Source organism: uncultured Ruegeria sp. (assembly GCF_947489545.1).
In the GTDB taxonomy this organism is placed as follows: Bacteria; Pseudomonadota; Alphaproteobacteria; order Rhodobacterales; family Rhodobacteraceae; genus Ruegeria.
Genome location: NZ_CANLDZ010000020.1, coordinates 82,789 through 106,601 on the forward strand (window position 1 = coordinate 82,789; position 23,813 = coordinate 106,601).

Sequence of the window (23,813 nt, forward strand, 5' to 3'; positions counted from 1 at the left end):
GGCAATCCTTGCGCTGGATCAGCCATGCACCTCTTCCAGTATCGACCTGTCCCATAAACCCGCCGACACGTCATGGTCGAGCAGGGCCAAAGTCTCAATGTTCTTTGACACCGTGTCATCGGTGAACCAGCCAAAGCCGTTTTCGGCGGTCAGGTCAGAGAACATCAACGGGACTTGACGTGCGGCCTGTAGCTTCTGGGTTTGTAGGTCGAGACCTGCATCAGGGAACATCTCGACCGTCAGCGCAGCGGCGGCATCCGTGTCGTTCAGGTAGTCATTCCAGCCCATCACCTCGCCCTTGATCAGTGCAACGAGATCAGCACGCTGGTTGGCGATCGACTCCTCGGTCGCGATATAGGTTTGGGAATGCAGGGCATAGCCATGATCCGCCATCAGCATTGTCGTATTATCGACGCCCTTTACGGTCATCGCGACCGGTAAATCCGTTTCCCAGCACAGCAGGCAATCGACCTGACCGCTGACCAGTGGGGCGGGGTCATATTGCGTTGGCACAATCTCGATATCGTTGATGTCGACATTGTTCAGAGTGCAAAGCGCCTGCAGCACCGGCGTATTGGCGACCGCCATGCCGATCCGTTTGCCCACAAGGTCTGCCGGCGTGTTCACCGGGTTCGCCGCCAGCGATGCAATGGCGAACGGGTTCTTTTGCATGGCCACGGCGATGATCTTGAACGGTGCGCCCTGGGAAACAGCGGCGGCTGTGTAGTCGGCGGCGGAAACCCCGACCAAAGCTGTGCCAGAGACCACCGGCGGCTCGACCGGGGCGTTGGGACCGCCTTGACTAAGCGAAACATCGAGGCCTTGTTCAGTCCAGTACCCCTTTTTCGCCGCGATGTAGCTGCCACCGAATTGTACGGAATGCAGCCATGAAAGCTGGAAGTTAACCGACGTGGCGGCGAACGCAGGCACGCCCGCGGCTGCGGTTGCCACCCCTGCTGCACTGGTTTGCAGAAAGAAACGGCGGGTGAGATGTGCAGGTTGTGTCATGGTAAATCTGGTTTCTCCTTGTTTAAGGTGGTTCCGGAAAAGCTCTGGGCCACAAGAATAGCAGCAGCGGGCAGCGCTGCGACGAAGAGCACGACACCGTAGGTGACCCCGGTTGCGATACCCGCGCTGGCGGGCGCACCGATCATCGGAAAGAGGGCTGCGGCAGCGCCCTCTCTCCAACCCCAGCCGCCAACCGACAGAGGGATCAGCATCGCGCACAATATCAGCGGGATCAGCGTTGCCCACGCCTCGGCCGGAATGACGGTGCCTATTGCCCGCGCGCAAGCGTAAAAGCCAAAGATCAGACACAGTGTGGTGATTGCACAATGGAGAAGAATGACAGGTTGGGGGATCAGCTTCAGGACCTTTTGAACGAACCGTCCAGTCTCGCTATCGCGTCTTGAAACCAACCAAGCCGTCGAACCGCACCCTGTCAGGACCACCAAGACAAGCAGACTCAAACGGGTCCAGTCGGGGCCTGCAGGCATCGCTAGAGTGATGGTAAAACCTGCGTACATGAGACCGAGAATGGCGACCTGGCCAAGCATCCGTTCGGCCATCACCGATTGCGCAGCGCGGATAACATCCGCAGCGCCACGGGCCCGGACCGCTCGGGTCACATCACCTGCGACGCCACCGGGCAAGGCGCTGTTGATTAACTGGGCGAGGTAGTATTCGCGCAAGGCGAACGCGTAACTGAAGCGTATGTCAAATGCGCCGGCGGTGGTTTTCCAGCGGTCGGCCATCGAAAAGGTAGCGACTGTCAAAGCTAGCAAGGACAGCGCAATCCACTTCATGTCCGCGCCGCGCAACTGCGCCAGCACCTCTGCGGGGTTGGTCCACCAAAGCAAAATGGCAAGGCAGCCAATTGAAACCGCAAGTTTAACCCCACCCATACTCATTGGCCGGCCATCTTCGAAAGTTGCGCATGCGTGAAAGCATCCAGAAAGTCATTGCGGAAACTGTCCATGCGTCGCACCGGACCCTCTGCTGAAGGGACAAGCCCATCGGTCCATCCCCAATGATCAATCAGGTTCAGAAGGTCCGGCGGGCCAATCATGTGCACGGCGACATCCTTGTTGTCGCTTCCCGCCACAAATCCTGCAGCCTGATGATCGCCTGCGACGATTGCCAGCGGCGCGTTATCGCCCAGGTCCGCCACATGCTCGAACGTAACCCGCAGCGCGTAGTCCACGGACCTGCGATAAGCATCGCGCACAGCGTCCCGGTCGCGCCAGAGATCTTTTGGCGCAGGTCCGCGGGCCGCCATTTCGTTGAAAACCGTCCCATTGCCAACCCTATCCCACGGCACCACATCCGGGATTGGCGTCCACGGGGCATGCGAGGAGATCAAGGCGACTTGTATGAAATCCGGGCGCGGGTCCGCGGGTAATAGTGCAGGGTAAGTGGCCAATGTGAACTGGTCAGGCATCGTGACCCAGCGAAAGCGCGCGCCCTCATAGGGGATGTCTGCTGCCGGGATGACCGTGTCAAAGCCCATCGCAAGGCTTTCTGGCCATCCCATAGTGATCGCGGGCATGATCGCCGTCGTGCGGTAGCCTGCATCCTGAGCGAAGTGGAACAACCACTTGTGACCGCTGGCCAGCATCGCGGTGTAGCGCCCACTGTCCGTCGTCCATAGCCCGCTTGCCAAGGCACCATGAGCAAGCCAGCTCTGACCGCCCGAGGTGGGTGAGGTCAACCAACCGCTTTTCATCGCCATACCAGAGCGTGCGATCTCGAACTCGGCCACGCGCAGTGTTTCCAAATGGGTCGGCGCATATAGTGGATTGTCAAAACTGGCGCGCCCGTAGCTTTCGATCCAGATCAAAACAACGTCCCGACCTTCAAGCGCATTCAAGAGACCGGCAGAATTCGCGTAGGTATCTTTGTTTGCCTCTGCAGTAAATCGGGCAAGCTCCGTGGCGGTTTGCTGCACCTCGATTCCGCGTTTGAGTGTTAAGCGCGTGGTCCAGGCCGTGCCCGGCGGGCTCTTGTCAAAGCGCCAGTATTCGAAGTGATGCCCGGTATCTGCCGCAGCCCAGCCCGCGCACAACAGCGCCAGAAAAGCCGCTGTTACGCGCAGCGAGCGAGCGGGCCCAATTGAAGCCCAAGTGCGCAAGCTGCGCTCGAGCACCAGAAACAGAAGAACCAGCAACCCTGCGGTCCCGATGATCACCAATACGGTTAGCACGCCCCCAACGCTTTCGCGCAATAGAGACAGACCTGCGCCAATTAGAAACGTATCGAGGATGGGATTAAACGTGCGGTTGAAGGCGCTGAACATCCCGAAATCTGCAACTTTGATCACGATAGCCAGCAATAGCAAAAGCGCACAGACGTAAGTCACACCCATACGCCGCCCAATGGCCACCATACCCAGAAGCAACACTGGCAGCTCCAGCGGCCAGCGGTTCAGCGTGTTCCATGCCACGGCGCCCGGATGGTTCGGCAATACCAGAACGGCAAAGACCACCGCTGCGGAAACGGCCAGTGCCACAACGCGCCTCATGCGGCGCGCCTCACAAGCCAAAGGATGTCGACCAGAAACGACCAACTTAGCAACAGGGCTGCAATTGCAGCGACGGGTATTGCAGCGACCTGCGGTGTCAGGGGAAAGATCAGAAAGATCAGCGCTGCGATCTGAACGACACAGATTGCTTTGCGTCGGAATGCTTGCGGCAAGGGCGCTTGCAACGCCGGCCACACGAAGGCTGCCGCGACAAAAGCGTAGCGCATGAATCCCAAGATCAGGATTTCAGCGCCGATGGTCCCGCTGATCAGGAGCCATAGTGAAATCACTGCCCCCAAAGCGGCATCCGTTTCCATATCGAACCACCCACCGAAATCCGAAACCAGATCCGCTCGTCGGGCCAGCCACCCATCAACGCCGTCCAGCGCAAAAGCCAAACTTGCCACTGCAAACACCACCCAGACGGACACGTCAGGCGACACAAGCGCCCCAGTCAGAAAGGCTATCATGGCCACGCGCGCCAGGGTGACGATGTTGCAGGCGCCCAGAACCGGGTGCGGATATCTGTTGTTCAGAGCATGCCCCGCCACCGTCGCTGCCCCGGCGAAGATCAAAATCGGCACTGCAAACATGCCGTAGACAAAGAACGACACCAGCGCCAGCACAACTCCCAGAACAGCAGAAACACCCAAGAACCCGATTATTGGTGTGCGGGGCTCAAGCGTCTGCTCGACAAGGTGTGGTGTGCTGCGAAACATGTGTTACTTCACCCAATTCGTCTGTTACTTAGGTCCGCGGGCGGCATTGGACACCTTAGATAACCCACGGCCACGCGGACTATACAACCACATCACGGAACTGTGACCGTCGCCTCCAGGGGCAGATGGTCCGAGGCCAGAGCTACCTTTGTCGACGTAACGGTGCGCAATTGCAGCACCTTACCCGGTGCGTTGGTCAGGATACGGTCCAGCGGCAGAAGTGGCCATCTACTGGGAAATGTGCGGCGGGCAGGGCCGCGCAGCGCAGTACCAATCAGTCGGCGATTGAGCATCAGCCCGCTCCAGGGACGCCACTCGTTCAGATCTCCAAGCAGGATGGTTTGCATGGGCGGGCGCCGTCGCAGATATTGCCCGATGGTCCTCATCTGGATGATGCGTAGAGGCTGCGACAGAGACAAATGAGTGCTCACGATCCTGACCTCGCGTGTGTTAAACGTTGCCTCGACAGACACGGCACCGCGGTGACAATGACCCGGTAGATCTATCAAGTCGGTTTTCGTACGTTCCAGCGACGGTGACAAAAACAGGATGGTGCCCAGAAACCCATCACTTTCGGTTCCCCATCTTAGCGCGCAGTCATGGATGTATTCGAGCCCGGTGCGGGTTGCGATCTCTTGCACATTGACCACACTTGCGTGAGGTCGGCACTCTCCGTCTGCCTCTTGTAAGGCCAGAACATGTAGGCCCAGAGGTGTGAGTGAATGATCAATAGCCTCGACAATGCGCCCAGGATCGACGTTGCCGTCACTTCCCTTGGCGCGGTGGATGTTCCACGTTGCACATCGCAGCTGCTCAGCCTGCATCAGATCGAACCTGCCCTATCTCTCAACCACCCTATATGGCACAATAGCAGAGTTAGACCGCGCGTCCCCGATGGCGATGTTTTCGCCCCCCGAGGCATTTCACGCGCTTAGAACAGGACACATAAACCATGCGTACGCTCCTTGTCACAACGGCTTTCTTCACCACTTTCGCAGCAACTGCGCAGGCGGACATGGCGCGGTATGAACTCGACCCGGAACACACATCCATCTACTTCACCGTGGATCACATCGGCTTCGCCAAGACACTCGGTATATTCACCGACGTCAACGGCAGTTTCATGTATGACGTGGACACCCAAGAATTGGGTGATGTCTCGGTGACGATAGGTACGGCGTCGGTCAACACGTTCAACGAAGCGCGCGATGGGCATGTGCGCAAACCTGATTTCCTGCATGTCTCGGAACATCCCGAAATCACCTTTGTTGCCAGCGGCGGCGCTCCTACCAGCGATACCACCGGAACCGTCACCGGCGACCTTGCGATCCTTGGCGTGACCCAGCCTGTGACGCTTAACGTGACGCTGAACAAGATTGCAGACTACCCGTTCGGCCACCAGCGCGAGGTTCTAGGCTTGTCGATGACTGCCACGATCCAGCGCAGCGATTTCGGCATGACCTATGCGGTGGAAAACGGGCTGGTCGGGGATGTAGTCAACATCAGTATTGAAACCGAGGCGATGAAGATAGAGTGATGTCAAGTTGGGTCGACATCCAAGTCTGATCGAACCCGATTGGAAACATGCACGGCGGATCAGGTCAGATCGATACAGTTTAATAAAGATGCACTGCGCGCATGGTATTGCCGCGTTACCTCCAGAATTCTGATGTTCAGATTTCAACCTACCCAGCTGGTGGCATCCAGGCGCCAAAAGCCTTGATTTCATCGATCTTCAAAACATAAGGACCACTTCTTTGAGGAAACCCGAAGGGTCCAGGCCCCGATTGGTTATGGCACGCTTGTTGCCCAGATCAGATCGGCATCGGCGATGCTGCGGAAATGTCCAAGGAAGTAGAACGCCTCGCAGTGTTTCGGTGCCGACCCGAGCTGAATAAAGGATATGGACCAAAGGTGGCTTTGCACTAGGAGAGTTGACACGTGTGATTTTTCAGAAGCGCCAAACGGCCTTCCGGCAGGAATGACATCTGTAATTGTGGTAGGCTAGGAAATGGACCCTGATTTGATCGCTACATACTGTTCGGCGTTGGCGGGCGCGAAAAACCAAGCAATTTGTGGAATGGTTAGCCTGCGGTATCCGAATAGATGGTTCTGATCCAATCTGAAAAGGCACGGATCTCGTCGCGGCGCTCAGAGCCATCGCGTTCTACCAGAAAATGAGCGGGTCGGATGGCAATCTTTTCCGTCACCGGCGACGTAACGAGCCCTCGTTGAATGAACGATTGCGCAAAGCTCTCTAATACGATGGCCATCCCGGGCCCTGCGCTGATGGCCTGCAAAGCCATCAAGGATGAATCAAATCGTGTTACCCTGGCCTGAACAGGCATCGAAAGGTCGAGTTGTTGAAATAGCTGTGGCCAATCGGATTCAGACCCGTGAATTGTAATGATCTGCTGTGCGGCCAGTATATCGAGGGTTGGTTCGCCTTGGAAGTTTCCTAGGAAATCTGGATGGCAAACTGGGACAGCAAATTCATGACCAAGATGTGTAACACGACCATCTGACCAATCTCCGTATCCAAAACGGATATCGACATCACTTATCCCCTCTTGAAATCTGTTGGCCCAGACGAATGTAGACAGTTCTACGTCGATATGGGGATGATTGGCGAAAAATTCGTTCAGCCTGGGTGCAATGATCAAAGCCGCAAAAGAGATTGATGCCCGAACCTTGAGTTGTTGTCGCTTCGTCTTGCCAAACAAACCCGCAGTGGCAACCTGCATGTCGCTCAGGCCTTTGCGAACAGGTTGGGCATAGGCTTTGCCCATATCCGTCAAAGCAACGCCGCGCGGCAGTCTTTCAAACAAAGTTGTTTTTAGATGCTTTTCAAGCAAGCGCATTTGTTGACTGACTGCTGCTGGCGTTAACCCAAGTTCAGCCGCCGCGGCAGAAAAACTACCGAGCCGAGTGGCCGCCTCGAAGGTACGGAGCCAGGTTGGGTGAGGTAGGTCCATAAGCGCACAACCTTTAAATAATTTTAGGTCAATACCATAAAATCCATTGTTTGAATTAACAATCATCATGTGGGAACTCTTTGCAGAAATGTCACCGGGCCAACGATAGAGCCGTGGCAATTGCAGGGAGAGGCGTGGGTGGAGGCGTACGATTTCATTGTCGTAGGAGCGGGTTCAGCAGGATGTGTTCTGGCTGATCGGCTTTCGGCGAGTGGACGTCACAAGGTTTTGCTGATTGAGGCGGGCGGCAGCGACCGCCGCTTCTGGATCAAGGTACCGCTGGGGTATGGTAAGACCTACGATAATCCATCTTTGAACTGGTGCTACACCGCCAAACCCGACGCTGGTCTTGCCAATCGCGCTGCCTTTTGGCCGCGTGGACGGGTGATTGGCGGATCGTCTTCGATCAATGCGATGGCTTACCTGCAAGGCCTTCCCCATGACTTCGACGATTGGGAGACCGCTGGTGCGACGGGTTGGAACTGGCAGTCTGTCAGCGCAACCTATTCCCAACTTGAAACCTTTGAAAACCGATATGAAACCGAAGGGCCCAGTTTCGGGCAGGTGCATGTCAGTGACGTCGGCACGCGTATGCATCCGTTTTCTGCCCATTTTCTGCAGGCTGCCCAACAAGCGGGGTGGCCTGTCGTTGATGATTTGAATGGGGCAATACGAGAAGGGGTTGCGCGTCTGCGCTGTACTGTAAAAAACGGGCGGCGCTGGTCGGCAGCTGATGCGTTTTTGCGACCTGCATTGAAGCGGCAAAACCTGCGGGTTGTGCCAAACGCTCTGGTAGAACGAATAGTACTGCAAAACGGTGTCGCCACTGGGGTCGAGTACAGTCAAGGCACGCGGCGGGTGCAGGCCATGGCGGGACGTGAGGTGGTTGTCAGCGCTGGCGCGATCAACTCGCCACAGCTTTTGCAGCTTTCAGGGATCGGCCCGGCAGAGCTGATGCAACGCCACGGGATCAAAGTTCAGGCCAACCTGCCGCAAGTGGGTCAGGGGCTGCAGGATCATCTGGGAATTTCCTATCAGTTTGCCGCCACCGAGCCGACGTTGAACAACCGCTTGGGCAGCTGGCCCGGGAAAATCGCGGCGGGTTTACAGTATCTTCTGACACGGGCCGGGCCGCTCAGCGTACCGATCAATCAGGTCAGCGGCTTTGTAGGTTCCGACCAAGGCCAGCGTGCGGATCTGCAGATATACTGCAACCCGATGTCCTACGCAGTGCGCGCTGGTGGCAAAACTGACGTCGCAGCTAAGGCCGGGTTTCTGATATGTGTGCAGCCCTGCCGCCCGACCAGCCGGGGTGAGGTGGCGATCACCTCAGCCGATCCGAATGCTGCGCCAGACATCAGACCTTATTCGCTTTCGACCAACGAAGACTGCGCGCTTGCCATTGCAGCAGGTCGTGCCGCACAAAAACTGGCAGAGACGCCCGCCATTCGGTCTGTATTGCGCGACGGTCCGGATATCGCGGCCATGTCCGACAATGATTTGCTTGCCGATTTTCAGGCGCGCGCCAGTTCGATCTATCACGCCAGCTGCACCTGCCGCATGGGCGCCTCGGCTAAATCTTCTGTTCTGGACGCGCGCTTACGGGTGCATGGCGTGTCAAGATTGCGGGTGATCGATGCATCCTCTTTTCCCAACGTGACGTCTGGCAACACCAATGCACCTGTCATGATGCTGGCCGCGCGCGGCGCTGAAATGATCCTGCAGGATACGGCACAACCGATCCGGCAAGGAGGTGCAGTATGAGACTGGAAAAGCTTGAAACCTTCGTAGTGGCAAACCCGCCGCCACGCCACGGCGGCCGGTACTTTATCTTTCTGCGCCTCATAACGGCCTGCGGCATCACCGGCGTGGGCGAAATCTACAATGCAACCTTCGGGCCCAATCTTTGTACCGCCATGGCGCATGATGTGTTTGAACGGCAATTCGCTGGTCGGGATCCGCACCATATTGAACGGCTCTGGCGTCAGACCTATGGCGCCGGGTTTACTATGCGCCCCGATGTAACTGTGATGGGCGTGCTGAGCGGGCTTGAAATGGCCTGCTGGGACATAATCGGCAAAGCCGCCGATCAGCCGGTCTATCAGCTGTTGGGCGGCAAAGTTCACGACCGCCTTCGCAGCTACACTTACCTCTATCCCGCCGAAGGCGATGTTTACCCGGACCCTGATGAGCCCAACGTCTACAATGACGCGGATATCGCCGCTGAGGCGGCGGTGCGGGCTGTTGAACAGGGCTTTACTGCCGTCAAATTCGACCCCGCAGGTCCATCACAGTTTATGACGGCCATCAGCCACGGCTCAGCGATCTGGACCTGTCCGAGGCTTTCTGCCGACAGATCCGTAGCGCTGTGGGCGATAAGGCCGATCTTCTGTTTGGTACCCACGGCCAGTTCACAGCGTCGGGTGCCAAACGGATGGCACGACGGCTCGAGGCCTATGACCCGCTTTGGTTTGAAGAGCCCATTCCGCCGGAAAACCCGGCCGATATGGCAGAAGTTGCCCGTTACACTGCCATCCCGGTTGCCGCAGGTGAAAGGCTTTGCACCAAGCATGAGTTTGCCCGCCTGCTCGAAGCTGGCGCAGCCTCAATTCTACAGATGAACCTGGGTCGGGTAGGTGGCTTGCTGGAAGCTAAGAAAATAGCATCCATGGCCGAAACGCGTCAGGCGCAGATTGCTCCGCATTTGTACTGTGGCCCCGTTGTGGCCGCAGCAAATATCCAGATCGCAACTTGCAGTCCCAATTTTCTGATCTTGGAATCCATCGGTCGCTTTGACGGCCCGTTTATGGACTTCCTGACCACGCCCATCTCCTGGGAGGCGGGTTTTGTCCTCCCCCCGGTGTCTCCGGGGTTGGGCGCGGAGTTAAACGATGCGGTCATCGCCGCGCATCCTTATACCGGCAAAGAATTGCACCTGAATATGGTGGCCGAGCCCGTGAACACATGATCACTCATGAATGGTGAACGCAATGGAAAAGCTGAACAAACACTATATCGATGGCGGTTGGGTGGCTTCGGTCGATGGCACGCGCTTCGCTATTAAGAATCCTGCAGACGATAGCATTCTGGGCGAAGTCACGCTTGGCACCGCTTTGGATGTCGATCGGGCTGTTGCATCCGCAAGCCGGGCCTTTGAGACGTTTTCCAAAACCTCCAAGGCTGAGCGTATCGCGCTGCTGAACCGCTTGCTGGGAGTTTACACCAACCGGCTGGAAGAGATGGCTTGGGCGATCACCCGCGAAATGGGCGCTCCCATCGATATGTCGCGTGCGATGCAAGCGGGTTGTGGGGTAGACCATATCAAGTCGTTCATCGAGGTGCTGAAGGCTCACGTTGACTGCGAGACCCTGCCAAACGGCGATGTGCTGCATCGCGAACCGATCGGCGTCTGCGGGTTGATCACACCGTGGAACTGGCCAATCAGCCAGGTCGCGCAAAAGGTCCTGCCTGCTTTGGCGGTTGGGGCCACCTGCGTTTTGAAACCTTCGGAATACACACCGCTTTCGGCAGCACTTTTTGCCGAGCTCATCGACGAGGCGGGATATCCGCCAGGTGTTTTCAATCTGGTCTTCGGGGATGGCCCAGAGGTTGGATCGGCAATGTCGCGTCATCCAGACATTGCCATGATGTCCTTCACCGGCTCGACCCGGGCAGGCATAATCGTGTCAAAGGACGCCGCCGATACAGTCAAACGTGTGGCGCTGGAACTAGGCGGGAAATCCCCCAACCTGATCTTTGCTGATAACGGTAAGGATCTAGAGGCGCGCGTAACTGCATCGGTTGCCAATTGCTTTCAAAACACTGGCCAGTCTTGCAACGCGCCAACCCGTATGCTGGTCGAGCGCAGTTGTTATGAAACCGTCCTTCAGATTGCATCCCGTGCCGCCGCTGATCAAAAGATTGGGGAGCCTGCTGATCCCGGTGATCATATTGGTCCTCTCTTCGGCCAGTTACAATATGACCGCGTTCAGGCAATGATTCAGGTCGGGCTGGACGAAGGCGCGCGGCTTTTGGCTGGTGGCCTTGGCAAACCCGTTGGGTTTGAACACGGCTGGTATGCCCGTCCGACCGTTTTTGCGGATGTGAACAACCAAATGCGTATCGCGCGCGAAGAGATCTTTGGCCCTGTTCTGGTCATCATCCCGTTTGAGGCTGAAGAGGAAGGGATCACCATCGCCAACGATACGTTATTTGGCCTGGCCGCATTCCTTCAGACAGGAGACGCGGAGCGTGCCAAGCGCGTCTGTTCCGCGCTGCGCGCGGGCACCGTCACGATCAACGGTCAAAGCACCAACTACGGCTCGCCGTTCGGGGGGTACAAACAATCCGGTAACGGGCGCGAAGGCGGGCCGTTTGGGCTGGAAGATTACCTAGAACTCAAAGTCAGAGGCGGGCTTGGGCTAACGACCTGAGCCAAGCCAAATCCTAACATTCGCAACATCAACCCTGGCTGACCAAAAAAGGCAGCCATTTCATCGGAGAGTGCAATGTCGCACACCACCCTCGATTTTCTTCCGGAGCCGTCTGCCTCCGGCTCCGAAAATACAACCAGCGCTTGGGCGACCCATCGCGACGACGCGCCAATCGAAGGCGGTTTTGACGCGAGGTATGGCGACGTGATGTGGCAAACGTTGATTTGTGGGGACCGTATGTCATCAACAGATCTGGTCCTGGGGATCGCGAGTATTCCGGCCTTCGGCAGTTTGCCACTGCACAGTCACGACCCGGCAGAGTTCTATTTTGTCGTATCCGGATATGCAGAGGTTTCAATTGACGGCAAGATTACATCAGTTGGCCCGGGCATGGCGATCTTCATTCCGGGCGGGGCAATACATGGCATAACGGCTGGCACTGAGGGCATTGAGTTCGTCTACGGATTTCCGGAAAATCGCTTTGGTGACGTGGTTTACAACTTTTCTCAGCAACAGGGTGGGGAACAATGAAAATAGGATTTATTGGCCTCGGCAATGTCGGTGGCAAACTCAGCGGTAGTCTGCTGCGGAACGGCTTTGATCTGACTGTGTTTGATCTGAACCCTGATCTGGTTGCCGAAAAAGTCACCAAGGGCGCAACGGCTGGCGAAAATCCGGCACAGATGATGCGTGACTGCGATGCGGTAATCACATGCCTGCCGTCACCCGCCGCCTCTGATGCTGTCCTACAAGAGATGTTGCCTGAGGTTCGCGAAGGCAAGATCTGGATGGAGATGTCGACGACTGATCAGGCCGAGGCCGAGCGTCTAGGAGGTCTGGTTATCGCGGCGGGCGGGGCCGCTGTTGACTGTCCCGTGTCGGGTGGATGCCACCGGGCTGATACAGGGAATATTTCAATCTTTGCAGGCTGTGATCGCCCCACGTTCGAACGTATTTTGCCTTTGCTGACCACTTTAGGACGTCGGGTATTGCATACCGGTGATCTGGGATCGGCGTCGATGCTGAAAGTGTTGACCAACTATCTGGCAACCGTTCATCTGGCGGCCAACGCCGAGGCGCTTGTCACTGCGAAAGCTGCCGGAATGGACCTGAACACCACATATGAGGCAATCAAGATCTCGTCGGGAACATCCTTCAGCCATGTCACCGAAAGTCAGGTCATTTTGAATGGGTCTCGGGATATTTCATTCACCATGGATTTGGTTAAAAAAGACGTGGGGCTATTCCAGGAAATCGCAGAGCGCAACAACGTGCCTTTGGAGATCTCACCGTTGATTTGCAGCATCTTCGACGATGGCATCGCTCGTTATGGTGATCGTGAATTGTCACCAAACATCATCAAGCGTCTGGAGGATGCAACCGGTCTGGATATCCGAGCACCGGGATTTCCACCGGAAATGACGGACGATGAACCCGAGGAACCCGGCTATGAGGTCATCCCAACGGGGCGGAGTTGAGAGGAGAGGTGTTCGCCGCTTAGCTAAGTGACAACGCGTCTTCATGGGCACTTTTAAAAGTCAATATATGTCAGGTACTTGTCTGTTATCGATGGTTTGAGACAGGTGCCAGCTTGACTTTGTTTTGTCACTTCTCATCTGGTTTAAGCTAAGCTGCGGATTTGGCGTGCTGCAGGTGCCCTAGTTTCATGGTTCTCCTTTTTGCCTTCTCGGGTTCACACAGTATTGGTTGACCGCGGCTGCTCAGGTATCGGCAGGCGATTGATCTCCGCATTGTTCGCGCCAACACCTGGCTGCTTCGCAGTAGGCTTCGCTAGTCAGAAACGTCTTGAAGGAACACGCTTTGTCATTGGTGCGTTGGTCGATTGCGGCTTCTGGACAGAGGAGCATATCGCAGTTGTGCCGGATCATCCGAGAACCCAAGACTTGTGTCTAAAAAGCGTTATTGAAGATGTGACGCGATCATCCGCGCCTTTCAGACCAGCCTCTTCGAAAGGAAGTTGGCGCCTCGCCATAGCGTTTTTTAAATCGAACTGTAAGTTGAGTGGCGCTGCCAAAACCTGTGGCAGCCGCAATTTCTGACACTGTCATCTCGGTTTCATTTAACAAGGCGTAAGCCCGTGCAACCCGTAGCTCGATGTAATACTGCGTAGGCGAGGTCCCGACATATTTCTGAAAAAGCCGTTCTAACTGACGGCGGGAGATATCTACGGCTTCAGTGATTTCGGAGATATCGAGCGGTTCTTCCAGGTTTTCATGCATGATCTGCATCGCGTTGATCAGATGTTGGTTCCGGCTGCCCAATGCCACCGAAAAGGCGGATTTTTGAAGGGTTTGCCTGTTGTTCGAACGGGAGTGAATGCACATGTCAGAGACGATTATCGCCAGGTCTTTTCCAAAGTCGGATTCGATCATGTCTAACATCAAGTCTGTTGCCGCATTTCCACCTCCACAGGTCATCAGATCATTGTCGATTTCATATAGATTTGCTGACGGTTCCAGATCATTGAAATGCTCAAGAAATGCCGGTTGGTTTTCCCAGTGCAATGTGAACCGCCTGCCGGTCAGAGCTCCTGCCTGTGCAAGTGCAAACGCGCCGGAACAAATGCCGCCGGGTTTGCACCCAAAGGCAATCTGTCGGCTGATCCAGGACTGAACTTTGCGATTGGTGCTTTCTGCTGGTTCTATACCCGAACAGACAAAAAATCTGGATGAACGGGGTAGATTTTGCAGGGCAAAATCCGGGGTGATTTCGATACCGTTGGAGCACATTACAGAGCTTCCGTCTTCGGTGATCAGAAACCATCTGTAGAGCTCTTTGTTGGTGACCTGATTGGCAATCCTCAGAGGCTCGACTGCTGCACTGAAGGCCAGCATGGTCAGCTTTGGTAGCAGCAGGAAATAGATCTCTTTCGCTGGCCCGTCGTAGCTAATGCGAAAACTGGCGGCCCCTTTGGGTACAAAGTTCTTTTGGGTCATGTCCTCTCCCCCCACAATGCAGATCGCGACGGATCAAAGGCACCAATACACCGGGTGAAGGTGCTGACTAGATCAGGCACATACCTGCGTAACAGTGTTGCCGCTCGCCTTCCACAAGGAGATCTCTTCGTCGCTGACCTTTGGTGAGGAGAGTCTGGTCATGGTCTAGACGATGCCAACTAAGGGAAAGAAAAAGCATGTATATGCAAGTGAAATATTGGCAGACTTTTGAAATTTTCGCGCGCTACGCTGAGGCCGAATTCAGGGATCACGAAAGCACCGTCCGCATTACACGGGACTGGTCGGGAAACCGATTTGCTTCCTTCGTCCACTGTTCGAGGCAGATACAGAAGCGGATAGGAAAATTGCTTTAGGCCGGTCTACGCCCCCAGGCGCGGGTTACGCTTTTGGCCTCAACGCGGCACCACGATACGGAGGTTCTGTGTTTCTGGATATTGGGTCGACGACAGCTCATGTGGCGACCGTGCTAAAGGTCAGATCAGAAATGAACCGCCTTCGCTGACCCGGCCGTGACCAACGCTGAGAAGGTTGATCTGACCCATCAGCTTGTTCTGAAGCGCTAGATCACAGGAGGCGAAAAGTCCGTTCTTCTCGCGCCGCGATCAAAGTAAGGGGCCCCGCCCTCTCAATTCATCTCAGTATTTGTCGCACATCCGACTAAGCCATCTGCATAAGTCAATTCAATCGCCTTGCTCGACAGTCAAAAACACTAAAGTACGGTTTTCTAAACCTTTGTCTTTTATTGCGACGCGGTAAGCGCCATCATTGGCGATCATTTCCTTGAGTTGATAGCTGTCTGGGTGATTTACGGGCTTGTCGTCAGAAGAAGAAACCATTTTTTTACAATCTGTTACTTCGGCCCAGATGACGGTGAACATGCTTGTGGCTTCGGTGCTTCTGAATGGAAATTCCCAAAAGCACGAAACGCCTCTTGAGTAGATCAAGCCAACGAAAGTCTCGCATATTGATCCTTCAGGGGCGAGACCAGTGTCTTCATAGCTTTCAAGCGCAGAAATTCGCGTGCATGCGTCAGCCATACCAGATGTTGGTTGAATGGCCATAATCGTCACGATGGCAAGTCGCTTGAGCAATGGAATTCCATGGCTTGTTATGGCTTCTGGTCCTGTTTTGGGGACACTCCGAGCTTTGACGTGCTCACTGAACTTGCACATGTGAACCTCGAAAACGCTGTTTTTTGCTGCAGACGCTAAGGCAAATTCGAGATTGTGCTTTTAGGCCTGCATCAGCTTTCATGCCAATTTCACGCTCTGTACAATACACCTGCAGCCGAGCAGTCATTCGGCTGCGTCAGGAACATCTGCTTTGGAATACAGGCCTTTCACACGCTCCTTCGTCGGATCGAAATGCGGGAAAGGGACGATTTTGGCTTTCAGGCGCTTTTGCTGACCGTCCAGTTGTCCGATCTCGATATCGCTTCCTATGGTGGCATGGGTGGTCGCAACCCGGCCCAAGGCAATGACTTTGCCCAGGATTGGAGATTTCATGGCGCTGGTGATCTCTCCGACCTGTGCTTTTCCGAAGCGCACGCAGTCGCCCGGCGACGGAACCGTTCCCCCCTCGATTTCGAAACCAACCAGCTTGCGGTGCGGGTGTGCCTTGCGGTCTTCGATCGCGGCACGTCCGATAAAATCATCGGTTTTCGATTTCAATGGCACCGTAAAGCCGATGCCAGCCTCAAACGGATCGGTCTGGTCGTCGAATTCAGACCCCGCAAAGATCAAACCGCCTTCGATCCGCAACATGTCCAATGCAGCGAGGCCCAGAGGTGTAACTCCGTAATCTTGCCCAACCTCCCAGACGCGATCAAAGATTTCGGTGGCATCTTTTGGGTGGCAGAAGATTTCATAACCTAGCTCGCCGGAATACCCCGTTCGTGAAATCACGACAGACGTACCCTGCACATCCCCAACCCTTGCAACTGCAAGTCGGAACCACGGCAATTCCTCGATTGTTGGTTGCTGGGGTGGCGTCCAGAATATCTTTGAAAGGATGTCGCGGCTGTGACGTCCCTGAACCGCGATGTTGTGCAACTGGTCGGTCGAGTTGCGCACCCAGACATTCATGTTCCGCTTGAGCGCCTGTTCCTGCAGCCACAACCCGCTTGTGTCATTGCCGCCGATCCAGCGGAAGTTTGTCTCGCCCAACCGATAGACCGTACCATCGTCGATCATACCGCCGTGTTCATAACACATTGCCGTATAGACGACCTGGCCAACGCTTAGCTTTTTCATGTTGCGGGTCACGCAAAGCTGCATCAGCTCTTCCGCATCGGGGCCCATCACCTCGTATTTTCGCAGCGGGCTCAGGTCCATCACGGCGACCTTGTCCCGGCAGGCCCAGTATTCGGCAATCGCGCCGTGATTGGTCATGGTGTTGGGTAGCCAATAGCCATTGTATTCGACAAAATCACGGGTGTGCCGGGCAAAGCAGTCGTGAAATGCAGTTTTCTTGGTGTCTTCCACGTCCGCCTCCGCAGATTTTCTGTAGCCATAGGATCGATTGAAATCCTCGGTCGCCTTGTAAGTTCGCACCTGAATGTCGGTGGGGTTCCAGCCATTTGCCGGATCAATGTCGCAGGGGCAGCCGGTGCTGACGCAAACCAGATCGGTCAAGGCGCGCAGCAGGACGAAGTCCCCCGGCCGTGACCAGGGGTCGTCCATGCCGATCGCATTTGTGTCGTCCAGCATTGTATTGAAGAAGAAGTTGATCGCAGGCCAACCAGCACGTGGCTTTACACCGTATTGATCCAGATCCTTGTTGATATTGTCCGAGCAATTCAGGTGCCCTGGATAGCCAAGATCTTCGTAGTATCGCGCAGTGCAAGCCAATCCGAAGGTGTCATGACGCCCGCAGGTATCCTGAACAATCTCGATCAGAGGTTCCTGATCAACCGACCAGTATTTCGAGTATATCCCTGGTTGCGGGTAGAGACTGCCCATCAGGCTGCGGGTGGTCGTCGGGTCAATTTCGCGCTCGATTCCCTGATCCAGTGCGCGGCGGCTGAAGGCCTGGAAGTCCGAGCATTCGCGCCCCCTGATATCCACGATCTGGATATACTCTCCGGCCTTGACCTCATAGGATTTGGCGTTGCCCGGTTGAATGTTGAGATCTCTTAGTGGGTCGGCCAAGGGTTCGGGCGGACCCACATCGGGCTTCTCCAGACCCGGGGCGGCGCGCTGGATATACAGGATGATGTCTGTTGGGGGATTGCTCTTTTCCGGTCGCATAGCCTCACCTGGGGCGGCCACGATCAGAAGGCCATCACATTCGGCCACGAAATGCACCATGTCGCCGGGTCGCGAGCCTTCGGTGAATGCCCGGATTGCGTCGCCGTTACCGATGTTGAATCCGGCGGCTTGCAAGGCGCGCAGCACCTTTTTGCCCGAGGGCGACCCGTTTGCCAGGGTCGCAATCAACCCTTCGGGACGGCCGTGGCTTTGTGTTCCAAGCATCGCTGCATCAGAGCTTCGGTCGGGGGCAAAGAAGACCATCTCGGCGGGTTGCATTCCGTCTCGATCCAGCAAGGTGATTGTATCGCCCTTGGAGACCGGAACAGCCCGCGACCCGGCACCGGGTACCGGATGGCGTTCCGTCCCGTGCGGCAGGATGGGAAGACCGGGGGTCAGAACGCCGCTGCGTTCATAAGGTACTTCAAAGACGGGCTGAACGTTCATCTTCGATCCTCCGGTTAATCCAGACCCAAAGCGCGTTTGCGCTTTTCGGCCCAACTGCTGATTGCCATGTCAAAGGTCAGTGCCATCAGCGACACGTTCAGGCCCAAAACAAAATTCTTACCCAGTTCGGTCCCGGCTAGTGTGCGCTGTAATTCCTGTCCCAGATCCTGTGTGCCGATGAAGGCAGCGATAATGACCATGAAGAAGGCAAACATGATTGCCTGATTGAACCCGACCGCCATTGTCGGCAGCGCCAATGGAAACTGGACCGACATCAGCTTTTGATGCCTTGTGGACCCGGACATGTCTGCTGCTTCGGTCATTTCCGAGGGCACACTGCCAAGACCAATAATGGTGTATCGGATCAGCGGCACCGCTGCGAAAATCAGGATTGAGAACACCACAGCGACGTCATTGACACCGAACAGCATGATCGCGGGGATCAGGTATATGAAGCTGGGGAAGGTCTGGGCGGTGTCGCACGCCAAAAGAATGCTCTTGGACCAATATGCCGAACGGGCCGCAACCACGCCCAGTGGAATGCCGATCAGTGTTGCCAGCGCAACCGCAGAGATCACAGTATAGAGCGTGATCACGGACCTGTCCCACCAGCCTGAGAAGGCGACAATGGTAAAAAAGATCGCGGCATAGATGCCCGGTCGCCGCCCTCCGACCCAATAGGCGAATGCAACAACAAGCAAGATAAAGGCAGGTGTCGGAATGGCCAGCAATGTGTTGCGGAACGGGATCAATACCTTGACGTTCAGGAACCAGCGCAGCCACTCGGTCGTTCCTTTGATGAAGTCCACGGCCAGGAAAGATTTGATGACCACGTCGATTTCTTTGCCTTGGCTAAGGTGTTGCTTGCGACCAATTTCAGCCAGGATCGGGAACAACTGCGACAGCAGGATGAACCCGACGAACAGACCTAAAGCGACAAGAGAAATCTGATGCCGTTTCCACCACGGTGTGCCGCGTTCGAAATGAACCGGTTGCTTGACGACCCAGGCTTTGGACATCCGATCCAGGGTGACTGCCAGCAGAACAATCGTGATGCCAATCTCAAAGGATCGGCCAAGCTTGAAACTGCCCATCATGGCCAGCAATTTGGCACCAAGGCCCGGCATGCCGATGAAGGCGGTCAGAACAACCATTGCCAGACACAGCATGATGACCTGATTGACGCCAACCAGAATTTCAGTACGTGCGGCCGGAACATAAACGTGGCGCAGCATCTGCCAACGGGTGCAGCCAGACATCTGACCCGCCTCGATCACCTCCGGGCTGACTTTTTTCAGGCCCAGAGTGGTCATCAGGATCATTGGCGGAATAGCAAAGGTAATTGTTGCCACGGCCCCGGCGGTTGGTCCCACCTTGAAAAAGATGACTGCTGGCAAAAGATATGTGAAAAAGGGCAGGGTTTGCAGCACAGACAGGATGGGTTTTAGCATCCGCTCGAACCAGCCGTATTTCCAGGCGGCGATACCCAGACCCAAGCCCAGCAGAAACGCCAATGGTGCGGCGACCACGATGACAGACATCGTCTGCATGGCGATCTTCCATTGCCCGATTGCTGCGGTCCAAATAAAGGTTCCCGCACCCAAGGCGGCCAACCTCCACCCACCAACAGCGTAGCCAATGACAGCGGCCACGGCGGCGATTGCTGACCACGGGATAGGTCCCAGAAATGGCCAACGCCGTTTGCCTTCTAAAAGGTTCGCTGACGTGTCCAGTAAGAACTCTAGCGGGCCTTCGGCAATAAATCGGGTCACATAGATCAGACCGAGGTCATTCTGAATGAAGCTGAAAATCGCGTCCAACACTTGTGCCGTCGGAGGGATCGCCGCTTCTGGGATGCGGTTCAGCCATCCAGGCAAAATACCCGCTGCCTTGGCAAGGATCAGCGCAAAGGCGGTGACCAGTAGCACCGTCAGGACTCTGGTACGACCCCACGGCTTGCCTGCTGTGCCTGGCAGATCGGTGGACAGTGTGGCCATCAGTCGGCTCCGAGAAGAACGTTCAACGCGGCGTCGCGCTCCAGCACGCCGGTTACAACGCCTTGGTCATCTGCCACCGGCAGCAGGATGCGGTTGTCATTGACCAACACACGTGCCAGTTCGTGAATGGTGGCACCGCCATCGATCGGGGCACCTTCCAATGCATGTCCGTTCACCGGTTTTGCCAAACCTCGCGCATGCACGACCCGGGCTTTGTCGATGTCCTCCGTAAATTTCGCCACGTATTCGGTCGCAGGGTTCATCACGATCTTGTCAGGGGTATCACATTGCTCGACCGCGCCGTTGCGCATGATCGCAATCCGATCGGCAAGGCGCAGCGCTTCGTCAAAATCATGGGTGATAAAGACGATGGTTTTGCCCAGTAGTTCCTGAAGTCGCAGGAATTCGTCCTGCATTTCACGACGGATCAACGGATCCAGTGCCGAAAAAGGTTCATCCAGAAACCAGATGTCCGGCTCGATGGCCAGTGACCGGGCAATCCCAACTCGCTGTTGCTGACCGCCGCTCAACTCGCGCGGAAAATATTCTTCTCGTCCTTCGAGCCCAACAAGCTTGATGACTTCCAACGCGCGTTCGCGTCGGTCGTGGCGATCTTGTCCACGCATTTCCAGTGGGAATGCCACGTTTTCCAGAACCGTACGATGTGGCAGCAGACCGAACGACTGAAACACCATACCCATCTTTTTGCGACGTAACTCGATCAGTTCGCGCTCGCTCAGGCTCATGACGTCCTGCCCGTCAACTTCGATAGTACCGCCCGTAATGTCATGCAGGCGCGAGAAGCACCGCACTAGTGTCGATTTGCCCGATCCTGAAAGTCCCATGATGACCAGCATTTCGCCACGACCCACTTCGATCGAGACGTCTTTGACACCGGCGATGTATCCATCGGCCCGGATCTCATCGAAGCTGCGGCCTTCGGGCAAAGACTTGAGATAGCTTTCTGGCGAAGGCCCAAACAGTTTCCAGACATTTTTGGCTGAGATCACAGGTGCTGCGGCGGACATGGCTGTTTTTCTTTCCAGTTAGACGCGGCCTTGCGTCGCTGAGACAAACAAGGCCGCGCCAATTTCGTTAAGATTGACCGAATTACCCGCTACAGGCGCTGATCCAGGGATCAACTACGGCGCGATTGGCGTCCAGCCATTCTTCTGCCGCTTCTTCCGGTTCAAGCTCATCAGTGTCGACCAATTTCGCCATCTCGGCAATCTGAGGGTTGGTGAACGAAATCTCGGTCAGGGCGCAATACGCGGCCGGCCATTTGTCCTTCATTCCGTCCCATGCAGCTTTTTTCAGATAACCCTTGGCGGGGTTGCCGCAATCATACAACGCATCCGGGTTCGGACCCTTGGCCGGATCTTTGTCGCATCCGTCTTCCCATGCGGGGAATTCGACGAACTCACCAGGCCAAACAGCTTCGGCGAAGTTTGGCGTCCAGTTGAACACCAGAACCGGCGTTTTGTCGGCCTCAGCCGCGCCAATCTCGGCCCAGAGGGCCGCGGCCGAGCCCGCGTTGATCACGGTAAAATTCAGATCCAGCGCCTCGGCCCGTTCTTTACCATGCTTCAGCCAGTCAACCGGACCATCGAGATACCGACCCTTGTCGCCGGTTTCCGCTGTAGCGAACAAATGTGCGCAATCATTCAACGCTTGCCAATCTGGCAGACCAGGGCAGGAGTCCTTGGTCCACATCGGGTACCACCAATCCTCACGCGTGACTGCGTCGTGATCGCCAGCATCGTGCAGGCCACCTTTTTCCAGAGCCGCGCGGTAGGACGCGCCAAACGCGCCTTCCCAGACTTCCATTTCCAGCGCCACGTCACCCAGGCGCACCGATTCATAGACAGCCTGGCTGTCGGTGGTGACATATTCGACGTTGTTGCCCATCTCTTCGAAGATCAGACCAACAACGTTCGACATCACGATCTGGCTTGACCAATTGTGAATGGGGATAACGATCGGATCGCTGCTGTCTTCGGCGATCGCGCCGGTTCCCGCTGCCGCTGCCAAGGTTGCAGCAGAAAGTAGGTTTGTAAGTTTCATGTTCGCTCCCTGAGTGACGAGTATTTTCAGCGTAAGGACTCTTCCGGTCCCGAATTTTTGCATTCTGCCCATAAATACGGGGAACACAGAACAGAGATTTGAGGGGCTTTGCCTATAAATTCTTGAGGCAAACTAGAAATTTTGTTATTTTAACAATCGGTTGTCTGGTCAAACGTGTTTTGCCCCGGGAACATCGATACTGATCGTGAACAGGTCCAGCTTGGGATTATGTCGTCAAATGCCAAAGAAAGCGCCAGCTACCGGTAAAGTTCTACCGCCGCTCGACTATCTTTTGGCCTTCGAGGCCGCAGCCAAGGCGCAGAGTTTTGCGCAAGCGAGCAAGGTTCTGAATATCTCAGAGACTGCAATCAGTCGAAAAGTACGTTTGCTGGAACAACACTATGATGTGCCCTTGTTCGTGCGGGGGCATCGGTCGGTGTCCCTGACGCAACAGGGTGCCATTCTGCTCGCAACAGTAGAACAATCGCTCGATCTGATGCGAGATGTCAGCCGGGATATGTTGGCCAAGCATCAGGCAAATACGGTCTCGATTGCTGCAACCAATTCCGTGGCTTCGCTTTGGTTGATGCCGCAATTGCGGAAGTTCAACAAGTCCAATGGTCGGATACGGATTTCGCTTGTGTCCTCAGACAGCGACGCCGAGTGTTTGTCTGAAGCTATGGATCTGACCATACTGCGCGGAGATGGCGATTGGCCCGGATACGAGGCACAACTTCTGTTTGGTGAAACAGTGTTTCCTGTGTGCAGCCCAGAGTATTTAAGAACTAACCCGTCGGCGACTGATCTCACTGCCCTGCCGCAGCTGGACCTGATCGAAGTCACAAGCAGCCACGCAGAATGGATGACATGGCGCACCTGGCTGGGGGCGAACGGTGTTGCAACGTCTCCTATGGAACGTGCGGTGGCCTTCAACACCTATCCATTGTCCGTGCAGGCAGCAGTCGATGGTTTGGGTATCGCGTTGGGATGGGCGCATCTTGTTGACCCCTTGCTTGAGAGCAAAGCATTGGTTCGACCAATTGACGGTGCATCGGTTAGGACAAGCTCAGGATACTATCTGCTGAGAAGCCCCGCACACAAAGCGTTTCCGGAACAGCGTATTGTCCAAGACTGGCTTTTGGGGCTCAGCGCTGGACGAAAACGTTACGCGTAATTTTTCTGTCTGATTTCAATTATTGTGCCTTTCGGAAACTGCGTCTGATCCAGTTGCTGTACAATTCAAACATTGACCATGGGGAATATTTATTTACTTTAAAGAAATAATTTGATTCTGCACCCGGTCTACCAGACTGTCGGGTCCGGACGTGTTTGGCCTATTCTGCAGGGAGGCAAAAGCCCACATGAGTTATAAATCTGACATTGAGATTGCCCGAGAGGCCAGTAAGCAGCCGATCCAGGAGATTGGTGGTAA

General features: G+C 55.6%; 19 protein-coding genes and 1 pseudogene. 8 read left to right on the top strand and 12 right to left on the bottom strand.

Features of this window, described 5'->3' with window-relative positions; all coding sequences use genetic code 11:
• Nucleotides 1-18 precede the first annotated feature (18 nt).
• From Q1B13_RS21730 to Q1B13_RS21750, 5 genes are all read right to left on the bottom strand, one after another.
• Nucleotides 19-1,008 (bottom strand): ABC transporter substrate-binding protein, encoded by a 990-nt coding sequence (locus tag Q1B13_RS21730; protein ID WP_299083736.1) that lies wholly within the window; start codon nucleotides 1,006-1,008, stop codon nucleotides 19-21.
• On the bottom strand, nucleotides 1,005-1,910 hold the full coding sequence (locus tag Q1B13_RS21735; RefSeq protein WP_299083733.1) for a lysylphosphatidylglycerol synthase transmembrane domain-containing protein: 906 nt from the start codon (nucleotides 1,908-1,910) through the stop codon (nucleotides 1,005-1,007). The genes Q1B13_RS21730 and Q1B13_RS21735 overlap by 4 nt, the downstream gene beginning before the upstream one ends.
• Nucleotides 1,907-3,520: a sulfatase-like hydrolase/transferase gene (locus Q1B13_RS21740; RefSeq protein WP_299083730.1), complete on the bottom strand. Its 1,614-nt coding sequence runs from the start codon at nucleotides 3,518-3,520 to the stop codon at nucleotides 1,907-1,909. Before Q1B13_RS21740 ends, Q1B13_RS21735 begins: the two co-directional genes overlap by 4 nt.
• The gene (locus tag Q1B13_RS21745; RefSeq protein WP_299083728.1) at nucleotides 3,517-4,239 is read right to left on the bottom strand and encodes a CDP-alcohol phosphatidyltransferase family protein; all 723 of its coding nucleotides are present in this window, start codon (nucleotides 4,237-4,239) and stop codon (nucleotides 3,517-3,519) included. Before Q1B13_RS21745 ends, Q1B13_RS21740 begins: the two co-directional genes overlap by 4 nt.
• Nucleotides 4,240-4,331: 92 nt before the next feature.
• Nucleotides 4,332-5,063: an endonuclease/exonuclease/phosphatase family protein gene (locus tag Q1B13_RS21750; RefSeq protein ID WP_299083725.1), complete on the bottom strand. Its 732-nt coding sequence runs from the start codon at nucleotides 5,061-5,063 to the stop codon at nucleotides 4,332-4,334.
• A 128-nt stretch (nucleotides 5,064-5,191) separates the two neighbouring features.
• Between Q1B13_RS21750 and Q1B13_RS21755 the strand changes: the two genes are divergently transcribed.
• Nucleotides 5,192-5,776 (top strand): YceI family protein, encoded by a 585-nt coding sequence (locus Q1B13_RS21755; protein WP_299083722.1) that lies wholly within the window; start codon nucleotides 5,192-5,194, stop codon nucleotides 5,774-5,776.
• A 547-nt stretch (nucleotides 5,777-6,323) separates the two neighbouring features.
• Here Q1B13_RS21755 and Q1B13_RS21760 read toward each other — a convergent pair.
• Complete coding sequence (locus Q1B13_RS21760) at nucleotides 6,324-7,283, bottom strand: LysR substrate-binding domain-containing protein (RefSeq protein ID WP_299083719.1); 960 nt, start codon at nucleotides 7,281-7,283, stop codon at nucleotides 6,324-6,326.
• A gap of 69 nt (nucleotides 7,284-7,352) precedes the next feature.
• On the opposite strand from Q1B13_RS21760, the gene Q1B13_RS21765 reads away from it, so the two are divergent.
• From Q1B13_RS21765 to Q1B13_RS21790, 6 genes and pseudogenes are all read left to right on the top strand, one after another.
• A complete protein-coding gene (locus tag Q1B13_RS21765; RefSeq protein ID WP_299083716.1) occupies nucleotides 7,353-8,978 on the top strand; it encodes a GMC family oxidoreductase in 1,626 nt (541 codons plus the stop codon).
• Nucleotides 8,975-9,268, top strand: a pseudogene (locus Q1B13_RS21770) (mandelate racemase/muconate lactonizing enzyme family protein); the annotation flags it as partial. The gene Q1B13_RS21765 and the pseudogene Q1B13_RS21770, both read left to right, overlap by 4 nt.
• Nucleotides 9,269-9,582: 314 nt before the next feature.
• Complete coding sequence (locus Q1B13_RS21775; protein WP_299083711.1) at nucleotides 9,583-10,182, top strand: mandelate racemase/muconate lactonizing enzyme family protein; 600 nt, start codon at nucleotides 9,583-9,585, stop codon at nucleotides 10,180-10,182.
• 22 nt (nucleotides 10,183-10,204) lie between these two features.
• A complete protein-coding gene (locus Q1B13_RS21780; RefSeq protein ID WP_299083709.1) occupies nucleotides 10,205-11,647 on the top strand; it encodes an aldehyde dehydrogenase family protein in 1,443 nt (480 codons plus the stop codon).
• A 75-nt stretch (nucleotides 11,648-11,722) separates the two neighbouring features.
• Nucleotides 11,723-12,178, top strand: coding sequence for a cupin domain-containing protein (locus tag Q1B13_RS21785; protein WP_299083706.1), 456 nt, complete (start codon nucleotides 11,723-11,725; stop codon nucleotides 12,176-12,178).
• Nucleotides 12,175-13,125 carry an NAD(P)-dependent oxidoreductase gene (locus Q1B13_RS21790; protein WP_299083703.1) on the top strand — a complete coding sequence of 317 codons (951 nt, stop codon included), beginning with the start codon at nucleotides 12,175-12,177 and terminating at the stop codon, nucleotides 13,123-13,125. Before Q1B13_RS21785 ends, Q1B13_RS21790 begins: the two co-directional genes overlap by 4 nt.
• A 462-nt stretch (nucleotides 13,126-13,587) precedes the next feature.
• On the opposite strand, the gene Q1B13_RS21795 is transcribed toward Q1B13_RS21790, so the two are convergent.
• The 6 genes from Q1B13_RS21795 to Q1B13_RS21820 form a co-directional block, all read right to left on the bottom strand.
• Entirely contained in the window at nucleotides 13,588-14,604 is a 1,017-nt protein-coding gene (locus Q1B13_RS21795; RefSeq protein WP_299083700.1) for a GlxA family transcriptional regulator, read from the bottom strand.
• A 701-nt stretch (nucleotides 14,605-15,305) separates the two neighbouring features.
• Nucleotides 15,306-15,797, bottom strand: a complete 492-nt coding sequence (locus Q1B13_RS21800) for a hypothetical protein (RefSeq protein ID WP_299083698.1) — start codon at nucleotides 15,795-15,797, stop codon at nucleotides 15,306-15,308.
• Between the two features lie 123 nt (nucleotides 15,798-15,920).
• Nucleotides 15,921-18,320, bottom strand: coding sequence for a DUF1989 domain-containing protein (locus Q1B13_RS21805; protein ID WP_299083695.1), 2,400 nt, complete (start codon nucleotides 18,318-18,320; stop codon nucleotides 15,921-15,923).
• Nucleotides 18,321-18,334: 14 nt separating this feature from the next.
• Nucleotides 18,335-20,317 carry a proline/glycine betaine ABC transporter permease gene (locus tag Q1B13_RS21810; RefSeq protein WP_299083692.1) on the bottom strand — a complete coding sequence of 661 codons (1,983 nt, stop codon included), beginning with the start codon at nucleotides 20,315-20,317 and terminating at the stop codon, nucleotides 18,335-18,337.
• Nucleotides 20,317-21,345, bottom strand: coding sequence for a glycine betaine/L-proline ABC transporter ATP-binding protein (locus Q1B13_RS21815; RefSeq protein ID WP_299083689.1), 1,029 nt, complete (start codon nucleotides 21,343-21,345; stop codon nucleotides 20,317-20,319). The genes Q1B13_RS21810 and Q1B13_RS21815 overlap by 1 nt, the downstream gene beginning before the upstream one ends.
• A gap of 82 nt (nucleotides 21,346-21,427) precedes the next feature.
• Entirely contained in the window at nucleotides 21,428-22,381 is a 954-nt protein-coding gene (locus Q1B13_RS21820) for an ABC transporter substrate-binding protein (RefSeq protein WP_298934777.1), read from the bottom strand.
• A gap of 238 nt (nucleotides 22,382-22,619) precedes the next feature.
• Between Q1B13_RS21820 and Q1B13_RS21825 the strand changes: the two genes are divergently transcribed.
• Nucleotides 22,620-23,555: a LysR substrate-binding domain-containing protein gene (locus tag Q1B13_RS21825; protein WP_299083686.1), complete on the top strand. Its 936-nt coding sequence runs from the start codon at nucleotides 22,620-22,622 to the stop codon at nucleotides 23,553-23,555.
• Nucleotides 23,556-23,813 lie beyond the last annotated feature (258 nt).